The organism is Roseibium sp. M-1 (assembly GCF_054515675.1).
The window spans coordinates 5691727-5711993 of the sequence record NZ_CM137257.1 but is presented as its reverse complement, the minus strand read 5'-3'; the positions used below and the strand labels follow the sequence as shown (position 1 = coordinate 5711993).

Below are 20267 nucleotides of genomic sequence, written 5' to 3'. Positions count from 1 at the left end.
TGTCTGTCATGCAGGAAACGACTGATTCTCCATCTGATACGGAAGCCCGCTCGGAAGCGGCGGCAAGCGCCGTGCGTAAAGGCGTCGAGGTCATTGCCGACGAGGTGAAACGCCTGCCGAACGGGCCGGGCGTCTACCGGATGCTGGATGAGAACGGCGAGGTTCTTTATGTCGGCAAGGCGAGAAGTCTCAAAAAACGGGTGACGAGCTACACGCGCCTGCAGGGCCAGTCCAACCGGATCGTGCGCATGATCATGGCGACAGCCGCCATGGAATTCGTCGTCACCAAAACCGAGCCCGAAGCGCTGCTGCTGGAAGCCAACCTGATCAAGCGTCTGAGGCCACGTTTCAACGTATTGCTGCGCGATGACAAGTCCTTTCCCTATATCCTGGTCACCGGCGACCACGACGCGCCGGCGATCGTCAAGCATCGCGGCGCGCGCAAACGGAAGGGCGAGTATTTCGGCCCCTTTGCTTCTGCCGGAGCGGTCGACCGGACAATCAACGCCCTGCAGAAGGCCTTCCTGATCCGCACCTGCTCGGACAGTTTCTACGAGAACCGCACGCGGCCCTGCCTGCAATACCAGATCAAGCGCTGCGCCGGCCCCTGCACCGGCGAAATCGGCCAGGAGGACTATGCCGGCCTCGTTTCCGAGGCCAAGGCGTTCCTGTCCGGCCGCAGCCAGCTGATCAAGACCCAGCTCGCCAGGCAGATGGAAGCAGCCTCCGCGGATCTGGAATTCGAGCGCGCGGCCATCTACCGCGATCGCCTGTCGGCACTTTCCCACGTCCAGGCACATCAGGGCATCAATCCGCAGACGGTCGAGGAAGCCGATGTCTTTGCCATCCACCAGGAAGGCGGTCAGACCTGCGTCCAGGTATTCTTCTTCCGCACCGGCCAGAACTGGGGCAACCGGGCCTATTTTCCGAAGGCGGACAAGTCCTTCGAGGAAGCCGATATTCTGGAAAGTTTCCTGGCCCAGTTCTACGACGACAAGCCCGCCCCGCGTCAGATTCTGCTGTCGCACGAACTGGCCGAGCAGGATCTGCTTGCCGAAGCGCTTACCGAGCGCACCGGCCGCAAGGTGGAGGTCGCGACGCCGAAGCGCGGCGAAAAGAAAGATCTTGTCGACCATGCGCTCACCAATGCCCGTGAAGCCCTGGGGCGGAGGCTGGCCGAGACCTCAAGCCAGGCAAGGCTGCTGAAGGGCGTCGCCGAGGCTTTCGATCTTGAGGGGGTACCGCGCCGGATCGAGGTCTATGACAACTCCCACATCATGGGCACCAACGCGGTCGGCGGCATGATCGTCGCGGGGCTCGAAGGCTTCGCCAAGGGTCAGTACCGCAAGTTCAACATCAAGTCCGAGGACCTGGTTCCCGGTGACGACTACGGCATGATGCGCGAGGTTCTCACCCGGCGCTTTTCGCGTCTGCTGAAGGAACATGCCAGGACCGAAGCACCCGCAGCTTCGGACACTGAAGCGAGCGTGGATGATGATGAGGCCGAGCTGCTCTCGGCTCCCGCCGACACCGGCATGCCCGCCTGGCCGGACCTCGTGCTGATCGACGGTGGCCAGGGACAGCTCACCGCCGCTCGCGAGACGCTGGAAAGCCTCGGCATCAACGACGTGCCCCTCGTCGGCATCGCCAAGGGACCGGACCGGGATGCGGGCCGGGAGAAGTTCTTCATCACGGGCCGGCAGTCCTTCATGCTGCCGGAGCGCGATCCCGTTCTCTATTTTGTCCAGCGATTGCGCGATGAGGCCCACCGCTTCGCCATCGGCAGTCACCGGGCACGGCGCAAGAAGGACATCACAAAAAACCCGCTCGACGAAATTGCCGGTGTCGGCCCGACACGCAAGAAGGCCCTCTTGCGCCACTTCGGCACCGCCAAGGCCGTGTCCAAGGCGGGCATCGACGACCTCGCCGCCGTGCCGGGCATTTCAGAGGCGATAGCGAAGCTCGTCTACGACCACTTTCATGAATGAGCCATCCCGGCGCTGATCCGAAATCCAACGAAAGCTGACACAGGCCGCCCTGGCTATGCTATGCACCCGGGCTTGGAGCACGTCGCGAAAAAGTGGGTTCCGGTTTTTCGCAAAATGACGGGCCTCAAAAAAGAGATGAAGCGGGTCACGTGAATTCAATTGAACGCGACACGCTTTGGAAACGCGCTCCTGTTCCGGAATCCTCTGCCGATGCTTTTCAAGTCCCGTCCCAAGCAACGCTCCTTCTTTGGGACCTTGCTGTCGCTGATCGGCTGGTGCGGCAGCCTCGGTGCGATTGCATCCTGCGCCCTCGGACTGGCGGCGTTCCTCGCGCCCGAGGTCTGGTTCACGGACAATATGAGCTTCTTCCTGCGCCAGTTCCTGGCCGGGGGACTGGCGGGTTGCGTTGCCGGGGGGATCGGCCTGTTGATCCGCCACCGTCTCGGTTTTCTTTATCGCGCCGTCTGGTTTCTGGCGTTGCTTGCCTTTCTGTCGCTTGCCGGCTTCACGGGTGTGCGCACGCTTGCCAATACGAAGCCTCTCGGGCCGGTGGCGGCAGGCGACCGGCCCCTCAAGGTTATCTCGATCAACATCGAACACCTCTTTCTGGGCGACAAGGTTCTGGCATCTTTCCTGGAAAAGGAACAGCCGGACGTCGTCGTTATCGAGGAAACACTTTGGTACCTGCAGGAGCGGCGCTGGGAGAGATTTGGCCTTCCCGTTGGCGGTGCCGGTGAAAACGGGTTTCCGCAATATCTGAAAGTCGGCGACCTCGGCGGCCTTGCCGTCTATTCGCGCTTTCCGATCATCGGCGAGGAAAGCCGCATCATCAAGGGCGACGTGCCGCCCGGCACCAATGTCTACTTCGACGGCGACAGGGAGCTGATGTCGCTGACCCTCGATACCGGTGCGGCGCCGTTTCACCTCCTGGTCATCCATCCGGACAGCCCGCGTTCAAAAGCCCGCTGGCAGAACAAGCAGCGGTACTTCGACGAGGTGGACGCGGTTATCGACGGCCTGAAGGCAGAAAACGGCGACAACATACTGGCCATCGGTGACTGGAACAGTTCCCCCTGGTCCGCCCGCTTCCAGGAAACCCTCAGCCGCAATGGCCTGAAGACCGCCTATCCCGGCGGCTGGCCGCAAACGACGCGCTTCTTCTTCAACTACCGCCTGCACTGGATCCTGGGCGCGCCCGTCGACCAGTTCGCTGTCTCCAAGGACCTGCAGGTGGTGAATGTCTCGCTTGGTCCGGACGTTGGCTCCGACCATCTGCCGCTGATCGTGGAGCTTGCCCAGACGACGACGCCAGCCAACTAATCCACAGGCTGCAACTTCTGCCGGAAAGAGCCGGAAAGTGTTTGAGGCAACCGGCCGTTTCGGAAAGACTGCCCGAACATTCACGACCGATTCTGACGCAAGATCCGCATGGCCAAGCTCTACTTCAACTATTCCTCGATGAATGCCGGCAAGTCGACCGTGCTGCTGCAGGCTGCCTATAACTACCGCGAGCGCGGCATGAACACGCTGCTGATGATCGCGGCCTTCGACAACCGCGCCGGCAAGGGCAGGATCGCCTCGCGGATCGGGTTGTCCGCCGACGCAGACGTCTTCAATTCCGCCGACAATGTCTATGAACACATCAAGTCCGCCTCCGGTGAGAAGAAGGTCGATGCGGTGCTGGTGGACGAGGCCCAGTTCTTGACGGAGACCCAGGTCTGGCAACTGGCGAAAGTCGCAGACGAGCTTCGCGTCCCCGTCATGTGCTTCGGCCTCAGGACCGATTTCCAGGGCAAGCTCTTTCCCGGCAGCGCGGCGCTGCTCGCGCTTGCGGACAACCTGAAGGAAATCAAGACGATCTGCTGGTGCGGCCGCAAGGCCACCATGGTCGCGCGACTAGATGCCGAGGGCCGCATCGTCGAAGAGGGCGATCAGGTCGTCATCGGCGGCAACGACAAGTACGTCTCGCTCTGCCGCCGGCACTGGAGCGATCGCAACCTCGGCTGATCCGGTTTCCTTCGATCGCTCACTTTATGATGGACAAGTCGCAATTCAGCCGGAATATCGGCAGTCCTGTCAGGTTTCCGTCGCGGTGATCCCGCGAGCCCGTGCCTGCACAGGGATTGGGGTTAAGACCTGGGGACATATGGGGACTGCACATGATCAAGGAATTTCGAGATTTCATCGCCAAGGGCAACGTCATGGACCTTGCCGTCGGCATCATCATCGGCGCGGCCTTCACCGCGATCGTCACAAGCCTCGTCAATGACCTGATCAACCCGGTGATCGGCCTGATCCTCGGCGGGATCGATTTCACCTCCATGTATGTGGTTCTGTCCGGCGAGGTTCCGGCCGGTGCGGGCCTAGCCGCCGCGCGCGAAAGCGGCGCCGCCGTCTTTGCCTATGGCGCCTTCTTCACCGCCTGCATCAATTTCCTGATCATCGCCTTTGTCGTCTTCATGCTGGTAAAGACCGTGAACCGGATCAGGTCACTGGCCGAAAAGCCCGACGACGTCGAACCGGAGGTGCAGACCGGTCCGTCCGAAGTCGATGTCCTCATCGAGATCCGTGACGCCCTGAAGAGCGGCAAGGCCTGATCGTCAGCCTCCCGGTGCGACTGCCTCAGGAGGAGCGCACCTGGGCAAGGAAATGCCGCACCTGAGCGCCGAGATGCTCCGCTTCACCGGCAAGCATCCCGGCCTCCTCGGCAAAGCCTTGAGCTGCCTTTGAAGTCCTGCCGGACAGCTCCGAGACATTGCGGATGTCGTCCGTCACACGCGACGTGCCGCCGGCGGCGCGCTGGGTGTTCTCCGCGATGCTCTGCGTTGCATAGCTTTGCTCGGTCACAGCGGCCGTCACATTGCTCACCGACCGGGTAATTTCCTCGATCGTTTCGCGGATATCGCCGATCGCTGCGACCACGTCTTCCGTCGCACCGCGGATCGCATCGATCTGCTGCTGGATTTCGCCGGTCGCCTTGCCGGTCTGCGAGGCCAGATCCTTCACTTCGGCGGCGACCACCGCAAAGCCCCGTCCCGCCTCTCCGGCCCTGGCTGCCTCGATGGTCGCATTGAGCGCCAGCAGATTGGTCTGGTCGGCGATGTCGCTGATCAAGGTCACGACCTCGCCGATCCGGTTGGCTGCATCCGAGAGCGACTGCACGGTGCCTCCCGTCGCCTCTGCACGCCGGGAAGCTGTTTCCGCGACATGGGAGGACTGTTCGATCAGCCGCGAGATCTCCTGGATGGAGCCAGAGAGCTGATCGGTGGCCGAAGCGATCGACTGCACCTCTTCCATGGCGCCGACCGAGATCTCCGCGGCCGAGACGGATGTTTCGCCGGAAATTGACGTCATGCGCTGCAAGTCCATCGCCGCATCGCAAAGAGACGTGACCGAGCCGGAAACCTTCTCCACCACCTGTCCGACCGACGTCTCGAATTCGGTGGCCAGTCCCATCAGCAACTCCCGGCGCTGGTCGGCCTGCTGCGCCATCCGGTTTGCTTCTTCTTCCGCCCGCCGTTCGGTTTCCTCGGCCGTGTTCCGCCGGATGCGCAAGACCGCCCTGCCGATATCTCCGATCTCGTCGCGCCGGACGGCAGCGGCAATCTCCGCAGCGAGATCTCCGGAGGCGATCGCATTGAGTGCATCGACAAGGCGCGTCAGCGGCCGCGTCACGTGCCGCGAAAACACCAGCGCCACGAGGGTTGCCAGCGCCAGCGTTGCCAACGACCAGAAAACCATCGAGTTTCGCATCCGGCTGACCCCGGCGAGCGTTTCATCAAGCGTCTTTTCCGCCACAACCGCCCAGCTGCGGCCTTCGAACGCCATCGGCCGGGCCACCACCAAACGTTCCATGCCGTCCTGTCCCCTCACAACGGCAGCGGATCTTGTGCCGGCCGCCGCCTCACCGACGGGACCGGAGATCCGGGTTTCAACAAGGGCAGTCGGCGCGCCCGCAAGCGGCAGGTCGCTCAGGAGCATGCCTTCGCCGTCGGCCAGAAAGACCTGACCGGTTTCACCAAGATCCGTCCTGTCCGCCAGTGTCGCATTGAGGAAACCCGCATTGATCCTGACCACAACCACGCCGCCGAAGCTGGAGAAGCCGAAATTGGAGACATAGGCCGGCGTCGACAGAAACAGCGAGGGTTCGCCCGCAGCCGGTTCGAAGGTTTCAAAATCACCGGCGTGGATTTCCCCCTCCTTGAGCGCCGCCGCAGCAGTGAACGCAGCTTCAAGGCCGGTTCCCTGAAGCGGCCCTTCGCCAACCCGCTCGAGGAATTCCTCCCCCTTGGTGACCGAATAGAGCACAAGGCCTTTCGGATCGATCAGGTAGATGTCGGCATAGCCGCCGTTTTTCCAGATCGACCGCAGGCCGGGGTGAATATCTGCGTGGCGCAGGGAATAGGCCAGCTTGTAATTGGTCTCGCTTGCCTCTGCCCGCTCCTGCGGCGAAGCGGCCTGCCTGTAAAAGGCATGCAATTCACCCTTTTCCTTGTCGAGAAAAGCAAGCGCGCCGACCAGCTCCTTCAGCGCCTTGCCGACCGTTGTCCCGGAGGCCATGTTGGCGAGATCCGCGTCGATGGATTTCAGCCGGGCTTCCAGAAGAGCGGTCCTTGCGGCAATGACCATGCCGAGTTCCGCTTCCGCGGCCTGCCTCAGTTCCTGCCGGCCCGACAGGTAACCGATAGCACCGACAGCCACGCAGGCGGTCAGGGTCACGACGATCATCAGCGCCGGAATAAGAACAGAAAGGCGAACGGATGACCACCGGGCGGCGGCCAAAGGCAAGTTTCCTGCACCCACGTCAAATTTCCTCCAAAATATCTGAAAGAATAATTTGACGATTCCCTTAATGTATATATAATAAGTATAAATATTTACGTAGAAATATTTGATTTTTCTTGATATATATTTCACAAATCAAAGATGATATTTATCTCGGTTCCAGAAAACTGAAATATATGTCAATATTTCGGTTTGGATATTAGCTTAATCTGAGCCCGGTCAGGCAGATCATCTGCGCAAGACCGAACTCGAGGTTGCGCGCGGCACAGTGAAATCTCTCGCTGGAAACGATCCGTTTCAGGCCCGGTCGCGCCGATAGTCGCGAGGGGCTCTGCCGAAGGCAGCACGGAACTGTGTCGAGAAATGCTGCAGGTTTGCATATCCGCAGGAGATTGCGACTTCGCTGATTGTGAGCCCCGCGTAGCGTGGGTCGCGGAGGGCTGAGGCAACCGTCTCCAGCCGTTGCCGGCGGATCTCCGCACCGATGGACGTTCCCTCGCCTTGAAAGATGCCGTTCAGCCGCCGTACCGACAGGCCTGTTGCCGCCGCTACCCGGCTCCGGTCCAACTCCGGGTCCCGGACATGGTCGGCAATGAACGAGCGTGCCCGCAGCAGCGCCTGACGGTCGGGCGAGGACAGGTCTGCCTGCGCACCACCGACTGCGGCCAGTCCGGTCGCGACAAGATCGATCAGCGTCTCTTCAAGCTGCACGGAAAGTGGCGACCGGCCGGAGACCGGATGGCCCGAGACAAGATGGCCCGAAAAGGCCAGGACACTGTCCCGCACCAGCCGCGAAAGTCCGCTTCGACCGCCGATCAGCGTGCCGCCGATGGTCTGTGCCGCCGGCAGTCGCGCCAGCAGCCGCTCGCGCGGAAACTGCAGCACGGTCTGGGTAAAGTTTTCGCTCAGATCCAGCACGTAGGGACGCGTGCTGTCATAGATCGCCATGTCGCCCGCCCGCAACACCGAGGTTCGGCCGGACTGGGTCAGGCGGGCGCTGTTGCGCATCTGCAGGCTGACCAGGAAGTCCGCGTCCGAGGCAGCCCGGATATCTGCCGGTCGCCGCAGAACGCTGTGTTCGCTCCCCGACACCTTGGAGATGGAAAGCCCGGCATGCCGCTCGATCTCCAAAGTGCCACTGAAGCCGCTTTTCGCCACCGCCTCGCAGCCGAGTTGGACATAGGACGCGCACACCGCTTCCCGCCAATAGGCGAAGCGGTCTCTCGGGGCGATCCCCACCGTGCTGTAGGAAGCGTTGCGGCTCATGTCGGGTTCCGGTGCTGAGAGTTGATTTCGCCGCAGAGCGCCCGAAAACGCAAGTTTTTTGACCCAGGCGCAAAAGCAGGCGCCGCGCTGCGGCGGCAGGATGACGGCCTCAGGAGGACAAAGCATGACCCAACCGCTCAAAGCCGCCGCCGTTCAGGCCGCGCCCTGTTTTCTGGATCTTGATGCAGGCATCGACAAGGCCATCCGGCTGATTGAGGAAGCAGCCGCCGAAGGCGCGAAGCTGATCGCGTTCAGCGAAACCTGGCTGCCGGGTTATCCCAACTATATCTGGCTCGGCCCGGTCGCCTGGCAGATGCAGTTTGCCGGACGTTATTTCGAAAACTCCATCGTCGCGGGTTCCGATCAGGAAAAGCGCCTGTCGGAGGCCTGTGCCAGGAACCGGATCCAGCTTTCGATGGGCTGTTCGGAACGGGATGGCGGGTCGCTCTATATCGCACAGTGGCATTTCGACGAGACCAGCAAGGTCGTCAACCGCCGCCGCAAGCTGAAACCCACCCATGTGGAGCGCACGGTCTATGGCGAGGGTGACGGTTCGGACCTTACCGTCGTCGACACAAGCCTTGGCCGCATCGGCCAGCTTGCCTGCTGGGAGCACCTGCAGCCGCTTTCCAAATACGCCATGTATGCCCAGAACGAGCAGATCCACTGCGCCGCCTGGCCCAATCTCCATCTCTACAAGGACACCGCCTACGCTCTCGGCCACGAAGTCAACAACGCAGCCTCGCTGGTCTACGCGGTCGAGGGAAGCTGCTTTGTGCTGGCACCCTGCTCGCTGGTGACGAAAGATATCCAGGACGAGATCTGCCAGGGCGATCCGGAAAGGGAAGCCCTTTGCCCGCTCGGCGGCGGTTATACCCGCATCTATGCGCCGGACGGCCGCGACATCGGTTCGAACCTGCCGCACGACCAGGAAGGCCTTGTCTATGCGGAGATCGACCTCTCGCTGATCGCCTATGCAAAGGCCGCCGCCGATCCGGCGGGCCATTACGCCAAGCGGGATTCCACCCGGCTGCTGATCAACCGCCGCAAGCAGCGGCCCGTGGTAAGCTTCGACGATGCCCCCGGTTGGGAAACCGCAGAAGAGGACACCCCGGTGCTCGCAGCACTCGAAGCCGCCGCTGAATAGGTATTCCGGCGTCAGACTGGATGGAACTGAATTGCTAGGCCGGGACCTTCACCGTCTCGGCCTTCACATGTACGGCCCGCCCGGCAAACCAGCCATTGACGGCAGCACCAAGGCCAAGGGCAACAAACAGCACCGCACTCCAGGCAAAGCTCCCTGTCCAGCCGCGGATGAGACCGACGATCAGCGGACCGATTGCGGCCAGCGTGTAGCCGACGCATTGGGCCATGCCGGAAAGTTGCGCCGCCGCATGCGGATCCTCGGTCCGCAGCACGATCACGGTGAGCGCAACGGCGATCAGCCCGCCCTGGCCGATCCCCTGCAGCACCGCCCAGATCCAGACTGTCGAGAGCGGCGCGAACAAAAGCCCGAGCAGAGCGCCGACGGCAATGATGCACAAGGCCACGTTGATCAGCCGCTGGTCCTTGCCGCGCACCGCCAGATGCGGCGCGATCAGGCACGCCCCCGCCTGGATCATCACCGAGACGGAGACGATGGCCCCCGCCGTGACCCCATCGAGGCCCCGGGCGCGCAGGATTGGGACCAGCCAGCCGAAGACACAATATGCAAGAGCCGACTGCAGTCCCATGAAAAGCGTCACATGCCAGGCCGTTCTGTCTCGCCACATGCCCCTGACGGCATAGCTGTCGCCCCTGGTGCGCTTGCGTGTGGCCAGCACCTGCGGAAACCACAGGACACCGACGGCAAGCGCCGGCACGGCCCATGCGGCGAGCGCTGCATCGACGGACCCGCCAAACGCTTCCTGCAGCGGGATCGTGAGACCGGCCGCTCCAGCGGCCCCCGCACAAAGCGCCATCGTGTACCAGCCGGTCACCAGCGCCGCCTTGTCGGGGAAATCACGCTTCACCAGCCCCGGCAGCAGCACGTTGCCGACGGCAATGCAGGCGCCGGCCAGCGCCGTTCCCAGAAACAGCAGCGGCACCGAGGAGACCCCGCGCATCGCGGTGCCGAGCGCCAGCAGGAAGACGACCGCCAGCAGGGTTCGCTCGGTGCCGATCCGCCGCGCAAGCTGCGGCGCAAGCGGTGAAAAAAGGCCAAGGCAGACGACCGGAAGCGTCGTCAGCAGGCTGGCCGCCGTTGCCGACAGGCCGAAGGCGTCCCGAATTTCGGGCAACAGGGCCGAGGCGCTGGAAAAGAGCGGCCGGAGATTGAAGGCAATCAGCACAAGGCTTGCGCCCAGCAACAGCCGGGCGACGGGGCCCGGCTTTTGAACAAGCTCGCGGCGCGGCATGACGCCGACCTCGGCCGCGTCGATAAGTTCGACCGTTCCCGGATCGATTTTAGGAGGGTGGCTCATGAGGAAAGCAGCCGCTCAAGATCGCGGAGCACCGGCGCCATGAAACGGCGGACCGCCGCCTCGGCGTTGTCCGGATCGCCGCTCTCGATTGCGTCGACAATCGCCGCGTGGGCCGCCATGTCCGGCTCGCGGATTTCTTCACCGAGCGTCGCCTCGATGGTCTCGGTGATCAGCGTCGAGAAGAAGGCATACATGTTGACGAGCACGCTGTTCTGCGCCGCCGCGACGACTGCCTGGTGAAAGGCAAGATCCCGCGCAATGAAGCCGGCCTTGTCCCGGCCATCAAAGTTGCCGCGCTCGGCAAGCAGGCGGCGCAGCTCCGCGATCACTCCGGGGGTGTGCCGCAGGGCGGCCAGCCGGGCCGCCTCCGCATCCAGCGCCAGACGCGCCTCGAACTGGTCCCGCAGGGTTGCCCGCCGCGCCATGGTGAGCGGACCGGCTGCATCTGCAGTCGAGATCACATAGGTGCCCGATCCCTGCCGCGTCTCGAGATATCCTTCAGCCACCAGGATCCGAACGGCCTCGCGCACGGTGCCTCGGCTGACCGACAGAAGCTCCGACAGCGTCGCTTCATTCGGCACTTTCTCGCCGACCGGCCAGCGTTTGCCGGTGATTTCACCACGGATTGCCTCGGCCGCACTTTCGGCCAGGCTTGTCTTTGAAAGCGACTGCATCGACATATCACCAAGTCATCTGATGACTTTATGATATAGAGTGCGCGGAACTTTGTCTATCGGTCAGATTATTTCGAAGCGTCAGACGGTGGCACCTACTCGCGCCAACGGCATTCGCCCGACGTTTGACAGGCTATCCCGCTTTGCCGAGCAATCCCTGTCAATCGCTACGGCGTGACGTCTGACAGGCCGTCATTCCATCGATAAAACCGGGACCGCCCAACCACATTGGCCCCCTGATCGTCGAAGCGGATGGGAGATGCGAAGATCGTTTCGTCTTCGCCCAGGTCGATGTCCTTGGCCTCCGCACCGTTTGCAAAACGGCCGGTAAGCTGGAGCGCCGTTCCGCCGAGTGTGTCGACCGGTGTCGGCTCACGGTCGAACTGCTGCCTGATGCGCTGGTAGAATTCCTGCTGCAGTTCGGAGGCAACGACCGCCCGGCTGGCGATTCCGGAAAAGAAGATCTGGTCGTTGAAACGCCCCGGCAGAGCGTTGCGCAGGTCTTCCGGATCTGCCAGGAAGCTCTCGATCAGCACAGGTGTATCCGCCAGATCCTGCACCAGACGCCCGATCAGCTCGACTACGTTTGATGTGAAGAACAGAAGCTGACGGCCGGGCACCTGACCTATCGCCGCCTGGAGCGCCGCAATGGTTTGATCGAACTCCGAGGGGTTTGCAGGAAGAACCTCGATTTGCAATCCGCCACCGCCCGAGAGGAGTTGCGGTGCCTGATTGCCCCAGAAGCCTTCCGTTCCTGCAGTGATTACGGCAAGGGCCGGCACGGACGGATTACCCCCAATGCTACCCATGAAATCAAGGCATTGCGTGATATGCAGGTCCCACGTGGGCAGGATCTGGAATGTATGGGGATGCGGATTGGAATGGTTCAGTTTCAGCCGGCTGCAGGCCTGAATGAGATCAACCTGATGGTCCTTGCAATAAGGTTCCTTGACCTTGATCGCCTCGCTTCGGATATCGCCGCACACGAGATGAACCAGGCCGTCTTCCACCATCCGCTTGATGCTCTGCAACGCCTCTTGAGGCTTGGACTGGCTGTCTCCGGTTAGGATATTCAAATCCTTGCCCTCGAACTCCGGATAGATCGGATGGTCGTTGTCGTCTCTCTGGTGGGTCTGCAACGATTGCTGCACCTGGTTGCCGATTTTCGCATCCGGCCCGGTGAAAGGAGCGACAAGGCCGATATCCAGCTCCTCATCCCCAAGGGCGGGATCAATCCTGAAAGCGGCGGCCATACCGCATACCAGCCCGATTTGCAGGCCGCTCCGGCGCGTTATTCCTGCGCCGGCAAGAAGGATATTTGAGCCTGTCGTCACCGGGTTTGGCATTTCGGTCCTCTCTTAAGTGCTCTTGCCGCCTCGAGCCGCTTTTTCAGCACCTCATCGAAGCTTGCGCCCAACGCATAGGCAGGCCTTATCTGGCTGATCGTCGGCGGTGTTTCCGCATTGCGAAAATCCGCGCCGGAAAGACAAGCCTCCTTGAAATTGGCCAGGTTCAGGTCCGCAGCTTCAAATGTCACGAGAGGACGGCTGCCGTTGCCGGCCTGTTCCCAGGAAAGGTCCGCCTTTTCGAAATCCGCTCCAGTCAGGTCCGCTCCCCGAAAGTGCGCTTCCCGCAACCTGCTTCCTACAAATCGGACGTACTTCAGATCGAGCCTCGAATAATTCGCGCTCTCCAGATTGGCCCCTGAAAAATCGGCATTGCAGAAGGGAAGACCGGTCGCGAAAAAATCGAAGTCCTTGAGGTAGAAATTCTTGAAATCGGCACGGCAGAAATCGCATCCAGGCAATTGGCCACACTGGTCCATCGGCATGCTCGACCGGGTCGCAACAACAAGCGCAACGACACCGTGCTGCAGGTTGTTGATCCGCCGCGAAAGCCGATCCTTCTGACCTTCCAATTGATCAAGCTCGGCATTCAATTGCGGCTCTCGCACCGGGTCGCTGGTGTTAGACAAAGCAATCCTGCTGCGCCCGATTGCCTGATCGAGCTTCGTCGATTGCGTCTCCAGTGCCTCAAGAGCAGACCAGGCGACATGCCGGATCTCGGTCCAGTGCTGAAAGGCTGTTGCAGGTGCAAGCGAAAGCACTTGCACAAACGCACTGCGGACTGTCAGCTCCTCCTCTTCCAAAGTGGCGGCAACGAGGATCGAGGCGACTTCGTTCTGGAACACTGTGTCGTTGATGAAAGGAGCGAGCGCATTGGCTTTCGCGATCCGGGTCGCCGGATTGGCATGAGACAGTCCCTCACCCAGTTCCGAGATTGTTGCACGCTGGTCCCTCAGCCGCGCATCGGCGTCCTTGGACATGTTGTACATAAGCGTTCCGAGGGCCAGCACGACGGTTAGCAGCGGCAACACGCTCGCAATTACCTTCACCCAGTCCTTGATCTTTTCGTTCATCGGCGGGTTGAGCCGATGCTTATCAAGTGCGACCTGAGTGGTCAGCAATTCGCGTCGAAGACCTTGTTCTTCGTCGTCTGGAAGAGTTGCTTTAAGCTGTGCAGTCTCGGCCCGGAGTTTTTCCAGCTCACACCGGTTCTTTTCAGCACCACGGGCATCCTGCTCTGACGAGCGCGCGTTGATGTCCGCCCGCAACAACCGGACTTCTTCAAGCAGCGCCGCTTCAGGTGTTTGCGTCTCATCGGCCACGGCACACTCCAAAAGTGTCTTTTCGCCACTTTCAGGATGTGTCAATCGCGGACACGGATCAAGAGTTGTTAACTTTTTCCATCCGGCAGACGGTCTTCCAAGGCATCTTCAAGGCGGCGAGCCGGTGACAAAGAGCTTCTGAGTGGTCCCGGAGGCCTCCTGGCATTCCTTCCCCCTTGAAGCCCTTCGCCTGCCCCCCTAAAAGGAAGCCAGACCAGAGGATTGAGGCCGAAGATGTTTGGCAAGATGATCAAGTCCCTGTTCGGGTCATCCGGAGAGGGCAAACCGAGGAATTCGTCGAAAGCCGTCAAGGCCGAGTATGACGGCTATCTGATCGTCGCCGAGCCGATGCCGGTGAACGGCCAGTACCAGGTGGCAGGACGGATCGAGAAGCAGGTCGGCGACACCGTGAAGGTGCACACTTTCATCCGTGCCGACACGCTGCCGGATGAAGACGGCGCGGCCAACGAGATGATCCGCAAGGCCAAAATGATGATTGACCAGATGGGCGAGAGCCTGTTCGATTGAGCTGAGGGAGTCGTTTTCAGCGCCCTGTTCCGTCTCTTGACGCCCAAACCGGCGCGGAGCGATTGGTAAGCTGGAAGACCGTCTGCCCGGCAGGGACACGTGCTCCCGCCTGAACTCCGAAAGCCGACATGAAACGCAATATTGTCCTGAGCCTGCCCAATCTTCTCACCTATGGGCGCATTCTGGCAGTGCCGGCTGTCGCGGTCTGTTTCTATTTTGAAGGCAACACGCCGCACTGGATTGCGCTTGGCATCTTCGTCGTGGCGGCCATCACCGACTTCTTCGACGGTTATCTCGCCCGTGCCTGGCAGCAGCAATCGGCATTGGGGCGCATGCTCGACCCGATCGCCGACAAGCTGTTGGTCTCCGTCTGCCTGCTGATGCTGGCCGGCGACGGCATCATCTACGGCTGGACCATGATCGCGGCGATCATCATCCTGTGCCGCGAGATCCTGGTCTCGGGCCTGCGCGAGTTCCTGGCCGAGCTCCAGGTCAGTGTGCCGGTGACCAAGCTCGCCAAGTGGAAGACCACGGTGCAGCTGATCGCCGTCGCCTTTCTGCTGGCCGGCCCCGCCGGCGATACGGTCTTTGCCTATACGACACAGACAGGTCTGATCGCGCTTTGGCTGGCAGCACTCCTGACCCTATATACGGGCTATGACTATTTCCGGGCCGGGATCGGCCATCTGATCACCGAATGAGTGCCGGCCGGGTTTCACCCGGCAGCCGCACCTTCACGAAGAGGTCTCATGAACATCCGCTACTTCGCCTGGGTTCGCGAACGGGTCGGCATCGAGGAGGAAACCCTCGATGTTCCGGCCGGCGTCGAGACGGTGGCCGACCTGATCGCCCACCTGAAGACGCTCGACGACAACCACGCCGCCGCCTTTGAGGAGGAGGACGCGATCCGCGTAGCCCTCGACCAGATGCATGTGGAAGCGGACGCCCTCCTTGCCGGCGCGCGGGAGATCGCGTTCTTCCCGCCGATGACGGGCGGCTGAGCGATGAGTGTCACTCCACGCGTGCGCGTGCAGCTGGAGGACTTCGATGTACAGGCGGAATCCCGACGCCTGACGGAAGGCCGCAGGGATGTCGGCGCGCTGGTGACCTTCACCGGCCTCTGCCGTGACGAAGCAGGCACGCTGAACGCGCTGGAACTGGAACATTATCCGGGCATGGCCGAGGCCGAGCTGACGCGGATTGCAGGCGACGCCGCAACGCGCTGGCCGCTCACCGGCCTGACCGTGATCCACCGCTACGGCAAGATCCCGCCGGGCGAAAACATCGTTCTCGTCATCGCCGCCTCCTCGCATCGCAGGGCCGCTTTCGAGGCTGCCGACTTTCTGATGGACTATCTCAAGACCCGCGCGCCCTTCTGGAAGAAGGAGCATCTCGTTGATGGCGGCGCCGGCACCTGGGTCGAGGCCAGGGACGGTGACGACAAGGACGCTGCCCGTTGGAAATGACAGGCTAACAACCTGAAATAGAATGCCTTTTTGGCACCAGCCGATTCCGGTTGGACGTACCCGCCTTGAACGCCTAGACTGCGCCGACCCTTGGCGCTTGATGCCGCTTTCTTCCTTTATTTTACAACCGGGCTGACCCCGGCCCGCCCTTTGAATTGGTCCGACCCAGTGAAACACGACAGCGCCTCCTCCGACATACCAGCGCCGGCGGCAGCTCCAGCCCACGGAAACACCTCTTCGGAAGTCATTCGCGAGCCGGGCATTCCCTTTGCCGAATTCGTCGCGATCATCGCCATGATCATGGCTCTCAATGCCATGGCCATCGACGTGATGCTGCCCGCGCTGCCTGCCATCGGCGACGCGCTCAACATCGTGGAAGAGAACAACCGGCAGCTGGTCCTGCTGTCCTACCTGATCGGGTTCGGCGGCGCGCAGCTCTTCTTCGGGCCCATTACCGACGCCTTCGGCCGGCGCAAGATCCTCGTCGGCGGTCTGGCGCTCTACAGTCTTGCCAGCATTGGCGCGATCTTCGCCATGGACCTCGACACGCTGCTCGTCGCCCGTGTGCTGCAGGGCGTCGGCTGCGCCGCCGCCCGGGTGACCGCACTTTCCGTCGTGCGCGACTGCTACACCGGCCGGCGCATGGGCAAGGTCATGTCGCTGGTGATGATGGTGTTCATGGCCGTGCCGGTCGTGGCCCCCTCCATCGGCCAGGCCGTGCTGCTGATTGCCGGCTGGCACTGGATCTTCGCCCTGTTGCTGATCTCCGGCGTCATCATGATGGTGTGGTCGGCACAGCGGCTTCCTGAGACGCTGGCAATCGAGAAGCGCCGGCCGATGGTGCTTGCCAAGATCACGGACGCCTACATGACGGCGCTCGGCACCCGCGTAACCCTCGGCTACACAGTCGGAACCGCCTTTATCTTTGGCGGGCTGTTTTCGTTCCTGGCCATGTCGCAGCAGATCTTCGTCGACGTCTTCGATCTCGGGACACTCTTCCCGGTCGTCTTTGCGGTGATCGCCATCACCATGGCGGGATCGTCCTTCACCAACGCGCAGCTGGTTGAAGCCATCGGCATGCGCCGCCTCTCGCACGGTGCGGCAGTGGCCTATACCCTGCTCGGCTTCACCATCTGGCTGCTGGCAGCCCTAGGCCTGGAAAACTTCTGGGCTTTCCTGATACTGGCGACCATGATCATGACGAGTTTTGGGTTCCTCGGCGCCAATTTCAACGCGATGGCCATGGAGCCCCTCGGGGCGATTGCCGGGACGGCCTCCTCCGTCATCGGCACGATCTCGACGCTCGGCGGTGCCATTCTCGGCTATATCATGGGCCAGCTCTTCGACGGCTCCACCCAGCCGCTCGGCCTTGCCTTCACGATCTATGGCCTGTGCAGCATCGCCTGCATTCTTTATGCGGAGCGCGGCCAGATGTTCCATGCGTTGCACGATAGCGACTGAAACGCGTTTGAGGGTGGTACCTAGCTGCCCTCGGCGACCTTGATGCCGATCTTGCCGACAAAGGACTTGGCCAGGAAGGCCTCCTGCGCCGCCCGCAACTCTCGCAGCGGATAAATCGCGGCCACGACAGGCCGGATCTCGCCCGCCTCGATATAGCGCACCAGGTCCGGAAAGACGGTGTCCGGCTGATAGGTGGAGCCGAGCAGGGACAGATCGCGCAGGTAAAGCGTGCGCAGGTCCAGTTCGACGATCGGTCCCGCGATCGCCCCTGAGGTGACATAGCGCCCGCCGTTGCGCAGCGCGCCGATCACATCGTCAAATCGCGATCCGCCCACCAGATCGAGCACGGCGTCGAAGGCGCCGGCCGGCAAATCATCGCCCCGGCCAAGGATTTCATCGGCGCCGAGCGCACGCAGGTCCGCTGACTTTTCCGGGCTTGTCAGGGCCGTGACATGGGCACCGCGGCGTTTGGCAAGCTGGATTGCTGCCGACCCGACACCGCCGGACGAACCTGTCACAAGCACCCGTTCCGCGCCGATACGGCCACGCTGGATCATGCCCTCGGCCGTGGAAAAGGCGCATGGAAAGGAGGCAAGCTCGACGTCGGACAGGCTCGAACGCACATCAAGCGAGTCTTTGTCCCGGGCGACGGTATATTCGGCAAACGCGCCGTTCTGTTCAGATCCGAATGTGGTGACTTCCGGCATCGGGGCGTCGCCATCGACCGATTGCATCACCCGCACCAGCACCCGTTCGCCGATCCGGCTCTGAGAGACGCCCTTGCCGGTGCTGACGATCGTGCCGCAACAATCTGCGCCCTGGATGCGCGGGAAGGACAGGGGTTTGCCCGACCAGGCACCGTCTCCGTCGGCCGCGGACCCGTAGCCTTCACCTGCTCCCGAAGCCGTATCACCGCGCACGCTCTTGGAGTACCAGCCCGTGCGCGTATTGATGTCGGTGTTGTTGACGGAAGCTGCGCCAACCCGGATCAGGACCTCGCCCGCTCCCGGCACCGGCACCGGTAGGTCTTCCCGCCAGACAAGCCTGTCCAGACCGCCGTGCCCCGTCAGGACCACGCCCTTCATCACATCCGGAACGTCCATGCAATGTCCTCAGGTAGAATGATCATTCTACCTATTCCTTACGATGGATGCTCTTTCGGATCAAGCGGTCCGGTAAGCAGTGCGCAGATCACAAAAAAAGGCGGACCAGAGCCCGCCTTTGCTTGCAGTCTTCCAAGATACGATCAGCCGGCTGCAGCCTGAAGCGCCGGAGCTTCGGAGCGAACCGCGGCGTCGTAGTCCTGCATCAGGGTCTTGATGATCTCGCCAACCTGATAGCTGTTGCCCGCGATTTCGGAAACCGGTGTCACTTCCGCCGCGGTGCCGGTAACGAAGCACTGCTCGAAGTCGGCAAGCTCTTCCGGCAGGATCGCCCGCTCGATCACCTCGATGCCGCGCGCCCTGGCGAGACCGATCACGGTCTGGCGGGTGATACCGTTGAGGAAGCAGTCCGGCGTCGGCGTATGGATCTTGCCGTCCTTGATGAAGAAGACGTTGGCACCGGTTGCTTCCGCCACCTGGCCGCGCCAGTCCAGCATCAGGGCATCGGTGTAGCCCTTGGACTCTGCCGCGTGCTTGGAAATGGTGCAGATCATGTAGAGGCCCGCCGCCTTGGCCTTGTAGGGAGCGGTGGCAGGGGCCGGCCGGCGGTATTCGGCCATGTCGAGGCGAATGCCCTTCAGCCGTTCTTCCGGTTTGAAATAGCTCGGCCATTCCCAGGCGGCGATCGCCAGGTGAATGGTGTTCTTCTGGGCCGAAATACCCATCATCTCGCTGCCGCGCCAGGCGACGGGGCGCAGATACGCGTCGGCAAGGTTCATCCGGGCAAGGGTAGCTTCCTTGGCCGCGTTGATCTGTTCGGCCGTCCAGGGGATCTCGAACCCCAGCATTCGTCCGGAGGCGATCAGGCGCTCGGTATGTTCCTCGGACTTGAAGATCCGCCCGCCATAGGCCCGCTCGCCCTCGAACACGCTGCTGCCATAGTGGAGGCCGTGGCTGAGCACGTGCAGCTTGGCGTCTGCCCAGGGCACGAAGGTACCGTCGTACCAGATATCCCCGCTGAGCTGATCAAAAGGCGTTGCAGCCATCTTTCGTCTCCCGCTCGCTCTTTGAGCGTTGTCTTGATTTAAGGTCAACAGAGGCAAATGACGCCAAACACTTGCGCCGTTTTCACCGCTGTATTTTTTGCACAGCACGCCTACAATCGGTATCCTGATGGCCCCGGCGAAGGTGATCGGATTCGTTTAACATCTGATGCGCAAAAATGCATCAAAAAGACCGATCCTTTCGCCGACGGCCGCGCAGAAGTAACAATCGACCAGAATTAAGTCAATATGACTGACGTAAATTTCAAATCTGTTCCAACCGCCCTTCCACGGGGCGAGGCATCTTCGCACTCGCGGCAGCCGGATGAGGAGGGCGGGGGCGAGTTGCCCTACGACCTGATCGAGCTGTTGTTTTTTGCCTACCGCGATTTCACCAAGGATCCGGACGATGTGCTCGCCAAGTTCGAATTCGGCCGCGCCCACCACCGGGTGCTGCATTTCGTCGAACGCAATCCGGGCATCATGGTGACCGACCTGCTCGCAATCCTGCGCATAACCAAGCAGAGCCTCGGCCGGGTGCTGAAGCAATTGGTGGATGCCGGGATGATCGAACAGCGCGAAGGCCATCACGACCGAAGGCAGCGGCTGCTCTATACCACCGAGCGCGGCCATTCACTGGCTGTGGACCTGACCGAGCTGCAGCAAAAGCGCCTTGAACGTGCCCTAATTGGTCTGCCAGATGGCTGCGACGAGATTATCCGCAGGTTTCTGCTGCAGATGATTGATCCAGAGGCACGGCCGGACATCCTGCAGTTGCTCCGCAGCCCCTACGACCTCAAGGATTGATTTGCCGCGGCAGAGA

At 61.7% G+C, this 20267-nt stretch carries 20 protein-coding genes; 12 read left to right on the top strand and 8 right to left on the bottom strand.

Going from position 1 to position 20267, the window contains the following annotated elements:
- Positions 1 to 8: 8 nt before the first annotated feature.
- The 4 genes from uvrC (at position 9) to mscL (ending at position 4585) form a co-directional block, all read left to right on the top strand.
- Positions 9 to 1988, top strand: a complete 1980-nt coding sequence (uvrC, locus tag ACX3M4_RS25790; RefSeq protein ID WP_459359502.1) for an excinuclease ABC subunit UvrC — start codon at positions 9 to 11, stop codon at positions 1986 to 1988.
- Positions 1989 to 2198: 210 nt separating this feature from the next.
- A complete protein-coding gene (locus tag ACX3M4_RS25785) occupies positions 2199 to 3308 on the top strand; it encodes an endonuclease/exonuclease/phosphatase family protein (RefSeq protein WP_459355837.1) in 1110 nt (369 codons plus the stop codon).
- A gap of 108 nt (positions 3309 to 3416) precedes the next feature.
- Entirely contained in the window at positions 3417 to 3995 is a 579-nt protein-coding gene (locus ACX3M4_RS25780) for a thymidine kinase (RefSeq protein WP_459355836.1), read from the top strand.
- A gap of 152 nt (positions 3996 to 4147) precedes the next feature.
- Positions 4148 to 4585: a large conductance mechanosensitive channel protein MscL gene (gene mscL, locus ACX3M4_RS25775; protein ID WP_459355835.1), complete on the top strand. Its 438-nt coding sequence runs from the start codon at positions 4148 to 4150 to the stop codon at positions 4583 to 4585.
- Positions 4586 to 4610: 25 nt separating this feature from the next.
- Here the strand turns inward: mscL and ACX3M4_RS25770 are convergent, their stop codons facing one another.
- Together ACX3M4_RS25770 and ACX3M4_RS25765 are read right to left on the bottom strand one after the other, a co-directional pair.
- Positions 4611 to 6791, bottom strand: coding sequence for a methyl-accepting chemotaxis protein (locus ACX3M4_RS25770; RefSeq protein WP_459355834.1), 2181 nt, complete (start codon positions 6789 to 6791; stop codon positions 4611 to 4613).
- 279 nt (positions 6792 to 7070) lie between these two features.
- Positions 7071 to 8039, bottom strand: coding sequence for an AraC-like ligand-binding domain-containing protein (locus tag ACX3M4_RS25765; RefSeq protein WP_459355833.1), 969 nt, complete (start codon positions 8037 to 8039; stop codon positions 7071 to 7073).
- Positions 8040 to 8163: 124 nt separating this feature from the next.
- Between ACX3M4_RS25765 and ACX3M4_RS25760 the strand changes: the two genes are divergently transcribed.
- Complete coding sequence (locus ACX3M4_RS25760) at positions 8164 to 9186, top strand: carbon-nitrogen hydrolase family protein (RefSeq protein WP_459355832.1); 1023 nt, start codon at positions 8164 to 8166, stop codon at positions 9184 to 9186.
- A 34-nt stretch (positions 9187 to 9220) separates the two neighbouring features.
- Here ACX3M4_RS25760 and ACX3M4_RS25755 read toward each other — a convergent pair whose 3' ends face one another.
- From ACX3M4_RS25755 to ACX3M4_RS25745, 3 genes are all read right to left on the bottom strand, one after another.
- Positions 9221 to 10501, bottom strand: a complete 1281-nt coding sequence (locus ACX3M4_RS25755) for a CynX/NimT family MFS transporter (protein WP_459355831.1) — start codon at positions 10499 to 10501, stop codon at positions 9221 to 9223.
- Positions 10498 to 11175, bottom strand: coding sequence for a FadR/GntR family transcriptional regulator (locus tag ACX3M4_RS25750; protein WP_459355830.1), 678 nt, complete (start codon positions 11173 to 11175; stop codon positions 10498 to 10500). Before ACX3M4_RS25750 ends, ACX3M4_RS25755 begins: the two co-directional genes overlap by 4 nt.
- A gap of 167 nt (positions 11176 to 11342) precedes the next feature.
- Positions 11343 to 12326, bottom strand: coding sequence for an ABC transporter substrate-binding protein (locus ACX3M4_RS25745; RefSeq protein WP_459359501.1), 984 nt, complete (start codon positions 12324 to 12326; stop codon positions 11343 to 11345).
- Between ACX3M4_RS25745 and ACX3M4_RS25740 the strand changes: the two genes are divergently transcribed.
- Entirely contained in the window at positions 12282 to 12497 is a 216-nt protein-coding gene (locus ACX3M4_RS25740; protein WP_459359526.1) for a hypothetical protein, read from the top strand. The genes ACX3M4_RS25745 and ACX3M4_RS25740 overlap by 45 nt on opposite strands.
- A gap of 8 nt (positions 12498 to 12505) precedes the next feature.
- Here ACX3M4_RS25740 and ACX3M4_RS25735 read toward each other — a convergent pair whose 3' ends face one another.
- Positions 12506 to 13843: a pentapeptide repeat-containing protein gene (locus ACX3M4_RS25735; RefSeq protein ID WP_459355829.1), complete on the bottom strand. Its 1338-nt coding sequence runs from the start codon at positions 13841 to 13843 to the stop codon at positions 12506 to 12508.
- A gap of 234 nt (positions 13844 to 14077) precedes the next feature.
- Between ACX3M4_RS25735 and ACX3M4_RS25730 the strand changes: the two genes are divergently transcribed.
- The 5 genes from ACX3M4_RS25730 to ACX3M4_RS25710 all read left to right on the top strand — a co-directional run bounded on the left by ACX3M4_RS25730 (position 14078) and on the right by ACX3M4_RS25710 (position 17298).
- The gene (locus ACX3M4_RS25730; RefSeq protein ID WP_459355828.1) at positions 14078 to 14371 is read left to right on the top strand and encodes an HlyU family transcriptional regulator; all 294 of its coding nucleotides are present in this window, start codon (positions 14078 to 14080) and stop codon (positions 14369 to 14371) included.
- Positions 14372 to 14499: 128 nt separating this feature from the next.
- On the top strand, positions 14500 to 15072 hold the full coding sequence (pgsA, locus tag ACX3M4_RS25725; RefSeq protein ID WP_459355827.1) for a CDP-diacylglycerol--glycerol-3-phosphate 3-phosphatidyltransferase: 573 nt from the start codon (positions 14500 to 14502) through the stop codon (positions 15070 to 15072).
- 48 nt (positions 15073 to 15120) lie between these two features.
- Positions 15121 to 15372: a molybdopterin converting factor subunit 1 gene (gene moaD, locus ACX3M4_RS25720; protein ID WP_459355826.1), complete on the top strand. Its 252-nt coding sequence runs from the start codon at positions 15121 to 15123 to the stop codon at positions 15370 to 15372.
- Between the two features lie 3 nt (positions 15373 to 15375).
- A complete protein-coding gene (locus ACX3M4_RS25715) occupies positions 15376 to 15837 on the top strand; it encodes a molybdenum cofactor biosynthesis protein MoaE (protein ID WP_459355825.1) in 462 nt (153 codons plus the stop codon).
- 168 nt (positions 15838 to 16005) lie between these two features.
- Complete coding sequence (locus ACX3M4_RS25710) at positions 16006 to 17298, top strand: multidrug effflux MFS transporter (RefSeq protein WP_459355824.1); 1293 nt, start codon at positions 16006 to 16008, stop codon at positions 17296 to 17298.
- A 20-nt stretch (positions 17299 to 17318) separates the two neighbouring features.
- On the opposite strand, the gene ACX3M4_RS25705 is transcribed toward ACX3M4_RS25710, so the two are convergent.
- Together ACX3M4_RS25705 and ACX3M4_RS25700 are read right to left on the bottom strand one after the other, a co-directional pair.
- The gene (locus tag ACX3M4_RS25705; RefSeq protein ID WP_459355823.1) at positions 17319 to 18401 is read right to left on the bottom strand and encodes an alcohol dehydrogenase family protein; all 1083 of its coding nucleotides are present in this window, start codon (positions 18399 to 18401) and stop codon (positions 17319 to 17321) included.
- Between the two features lie 143 nt (positions 18402 to 18544).
- The gene (locus tag ACX3M4_RS25700) at positions 18545 to 19447 is read right to left on the bottom strand and encodes a branched-chain amino acid aminotransferase (protein WP_459355822.1); all 903 of its coding nucleotides are present in this window, start codon (positions 19445 to 19447) and stop codon (positions 18545 to 18547) included.
- A gap of 246 nt (positions 19448 to 19693) precedes the next feature.
- On the opposite strand from ACX3M4_RS25700, the gene ACX3M4_RS25695 reads away from it, so the two are divergent.
- The gene (locus ACX3M4_RS25695; protein WP_459355821.1) at positions 19694 to 20251 is read left to right on the top strand and encodes a MarR family winged helix-turn-helix transcriptional regulator; all 558 of its coding nucleotides are present in this window, start codon (positions 19694 to 19696) and stop codon (positions 20249 to 20251) included.
- The last annotated feature ends 16 nt before the right edge of the window (positions 20252 to 20267 follow it).

Bases quoted from the DNA above. Each gene is read 5' to 3' on its own strand.
- ACX3M4_RS25785 (WP_459355837.1), top strand. From the start codon at position 2,199: ATGCTTTTCAAGTCCCGTCCCAAGCAACGCTCCTTCTTTGGGACCTTG.
- mscL (WP_459355835.1), top strand. From the start codon at position 4,148: ATGATCAAGGAATTTCGAGATTTCATCGCCAAGGGCAACGTCATGGAC.
- uvrC (WP_459359502.1), top strand. From the start codon at position 9: ATGCAGGAAACGACTGATTCTCCATCTGATACGGAAGCCCGCTCGGAA.
- ACX3M4_RS25755 (WP_459355831.1), bottom strand. From the start codon at position 10,501: ATGAGCCACCCTCCTAAAATCGATCCGGGAACGGTCGAACTTATCGAC.
- ACX3M4_RS25765 (WP_459355833.1), bottom strand. From the start codon at position 8,039: ATGAGCCGCAACGCTTCCTACAGCACGGTGGGGATCGCCCCGAGAGAC.
- moaD (WP_459355826.1), top strand. From the start codon at position 15,121: ATGAACATCCGCTACTTCGCCTGGGTTCGCGAACGGGTCGGCATCGAG.
- ACX3M4_RS25700 (WP_459355822.1), bottom strand. From the start codon at position 19,447: ATGGCTGCAACGCCTTTTGATCAGCTCAGCGGGGATATCTGGTACGAC.
- ACX3M4_RS25705 (WP_459355823.1), bottom strand. From the start codon at position 18,401: ATGGACGTTCCGGATGTGATGAAGGGCGTGGTCCTGACGGGGCACGGC.
- ACX3M4_RS25715 (WP_459355825.1), top strand. From the start codon at position 15,376: ATGAGTGTCACTCCACGCGTGCGCGTGCAGCTGGAGGACTTCGATGTA.
- ACX3M4_RS25730 (WP_459355828.1), top strand. From the start codon at position 14,078: ATGTTTGGCAAGATGATCAAGTCCCTGTTCGGGTCATCCGGAGAGGGC.
- ACX3M4_RS25695 (WP_459355821.1), top strand. From the start codon at position 19,694: ATGACTGACGTAAATTTCAAATCTGTTCCAACCGCCCTTCCACGGGGC.
- ACX3M4_RS25750 (WP_459355830.1), bottom strand. From the start codon at position 11,175: ATGCAGTCGCTTTCAAAGACAAGCCTGGCCGAAAGTGCGGCCGAGGCA.
- ACX3M4_RS25760 (WP_459355832.1), top strand. From the start codon at position 8,164: ATGACCCAACCGCTCAAAGCCGCCGCCGTTCAGGCCGCGCCCTGTTTT.
- ACX3M4_RS25740 (WP_459359526.1), top strand. From the start codon at position 12,282: ATGGTCGTTGTCGTCTCTCTGGTGGGTCTGCAACGATTGCTGCACCTG.
- ACX3M4_RS25780 (WP_459355836.1), top strand. From the start codon at position 3,417: ATGGCCAAGCTCTACTTCAACTATTCCTCGATGAATGCCGGCAAGTCG.
- pgsA (WP_459355827.1), top strand. From the start codon at position 14,500: ATGAAACGCAATATTGTCCTGAGCCTGCCCAATCTTCTCACCTATGGG.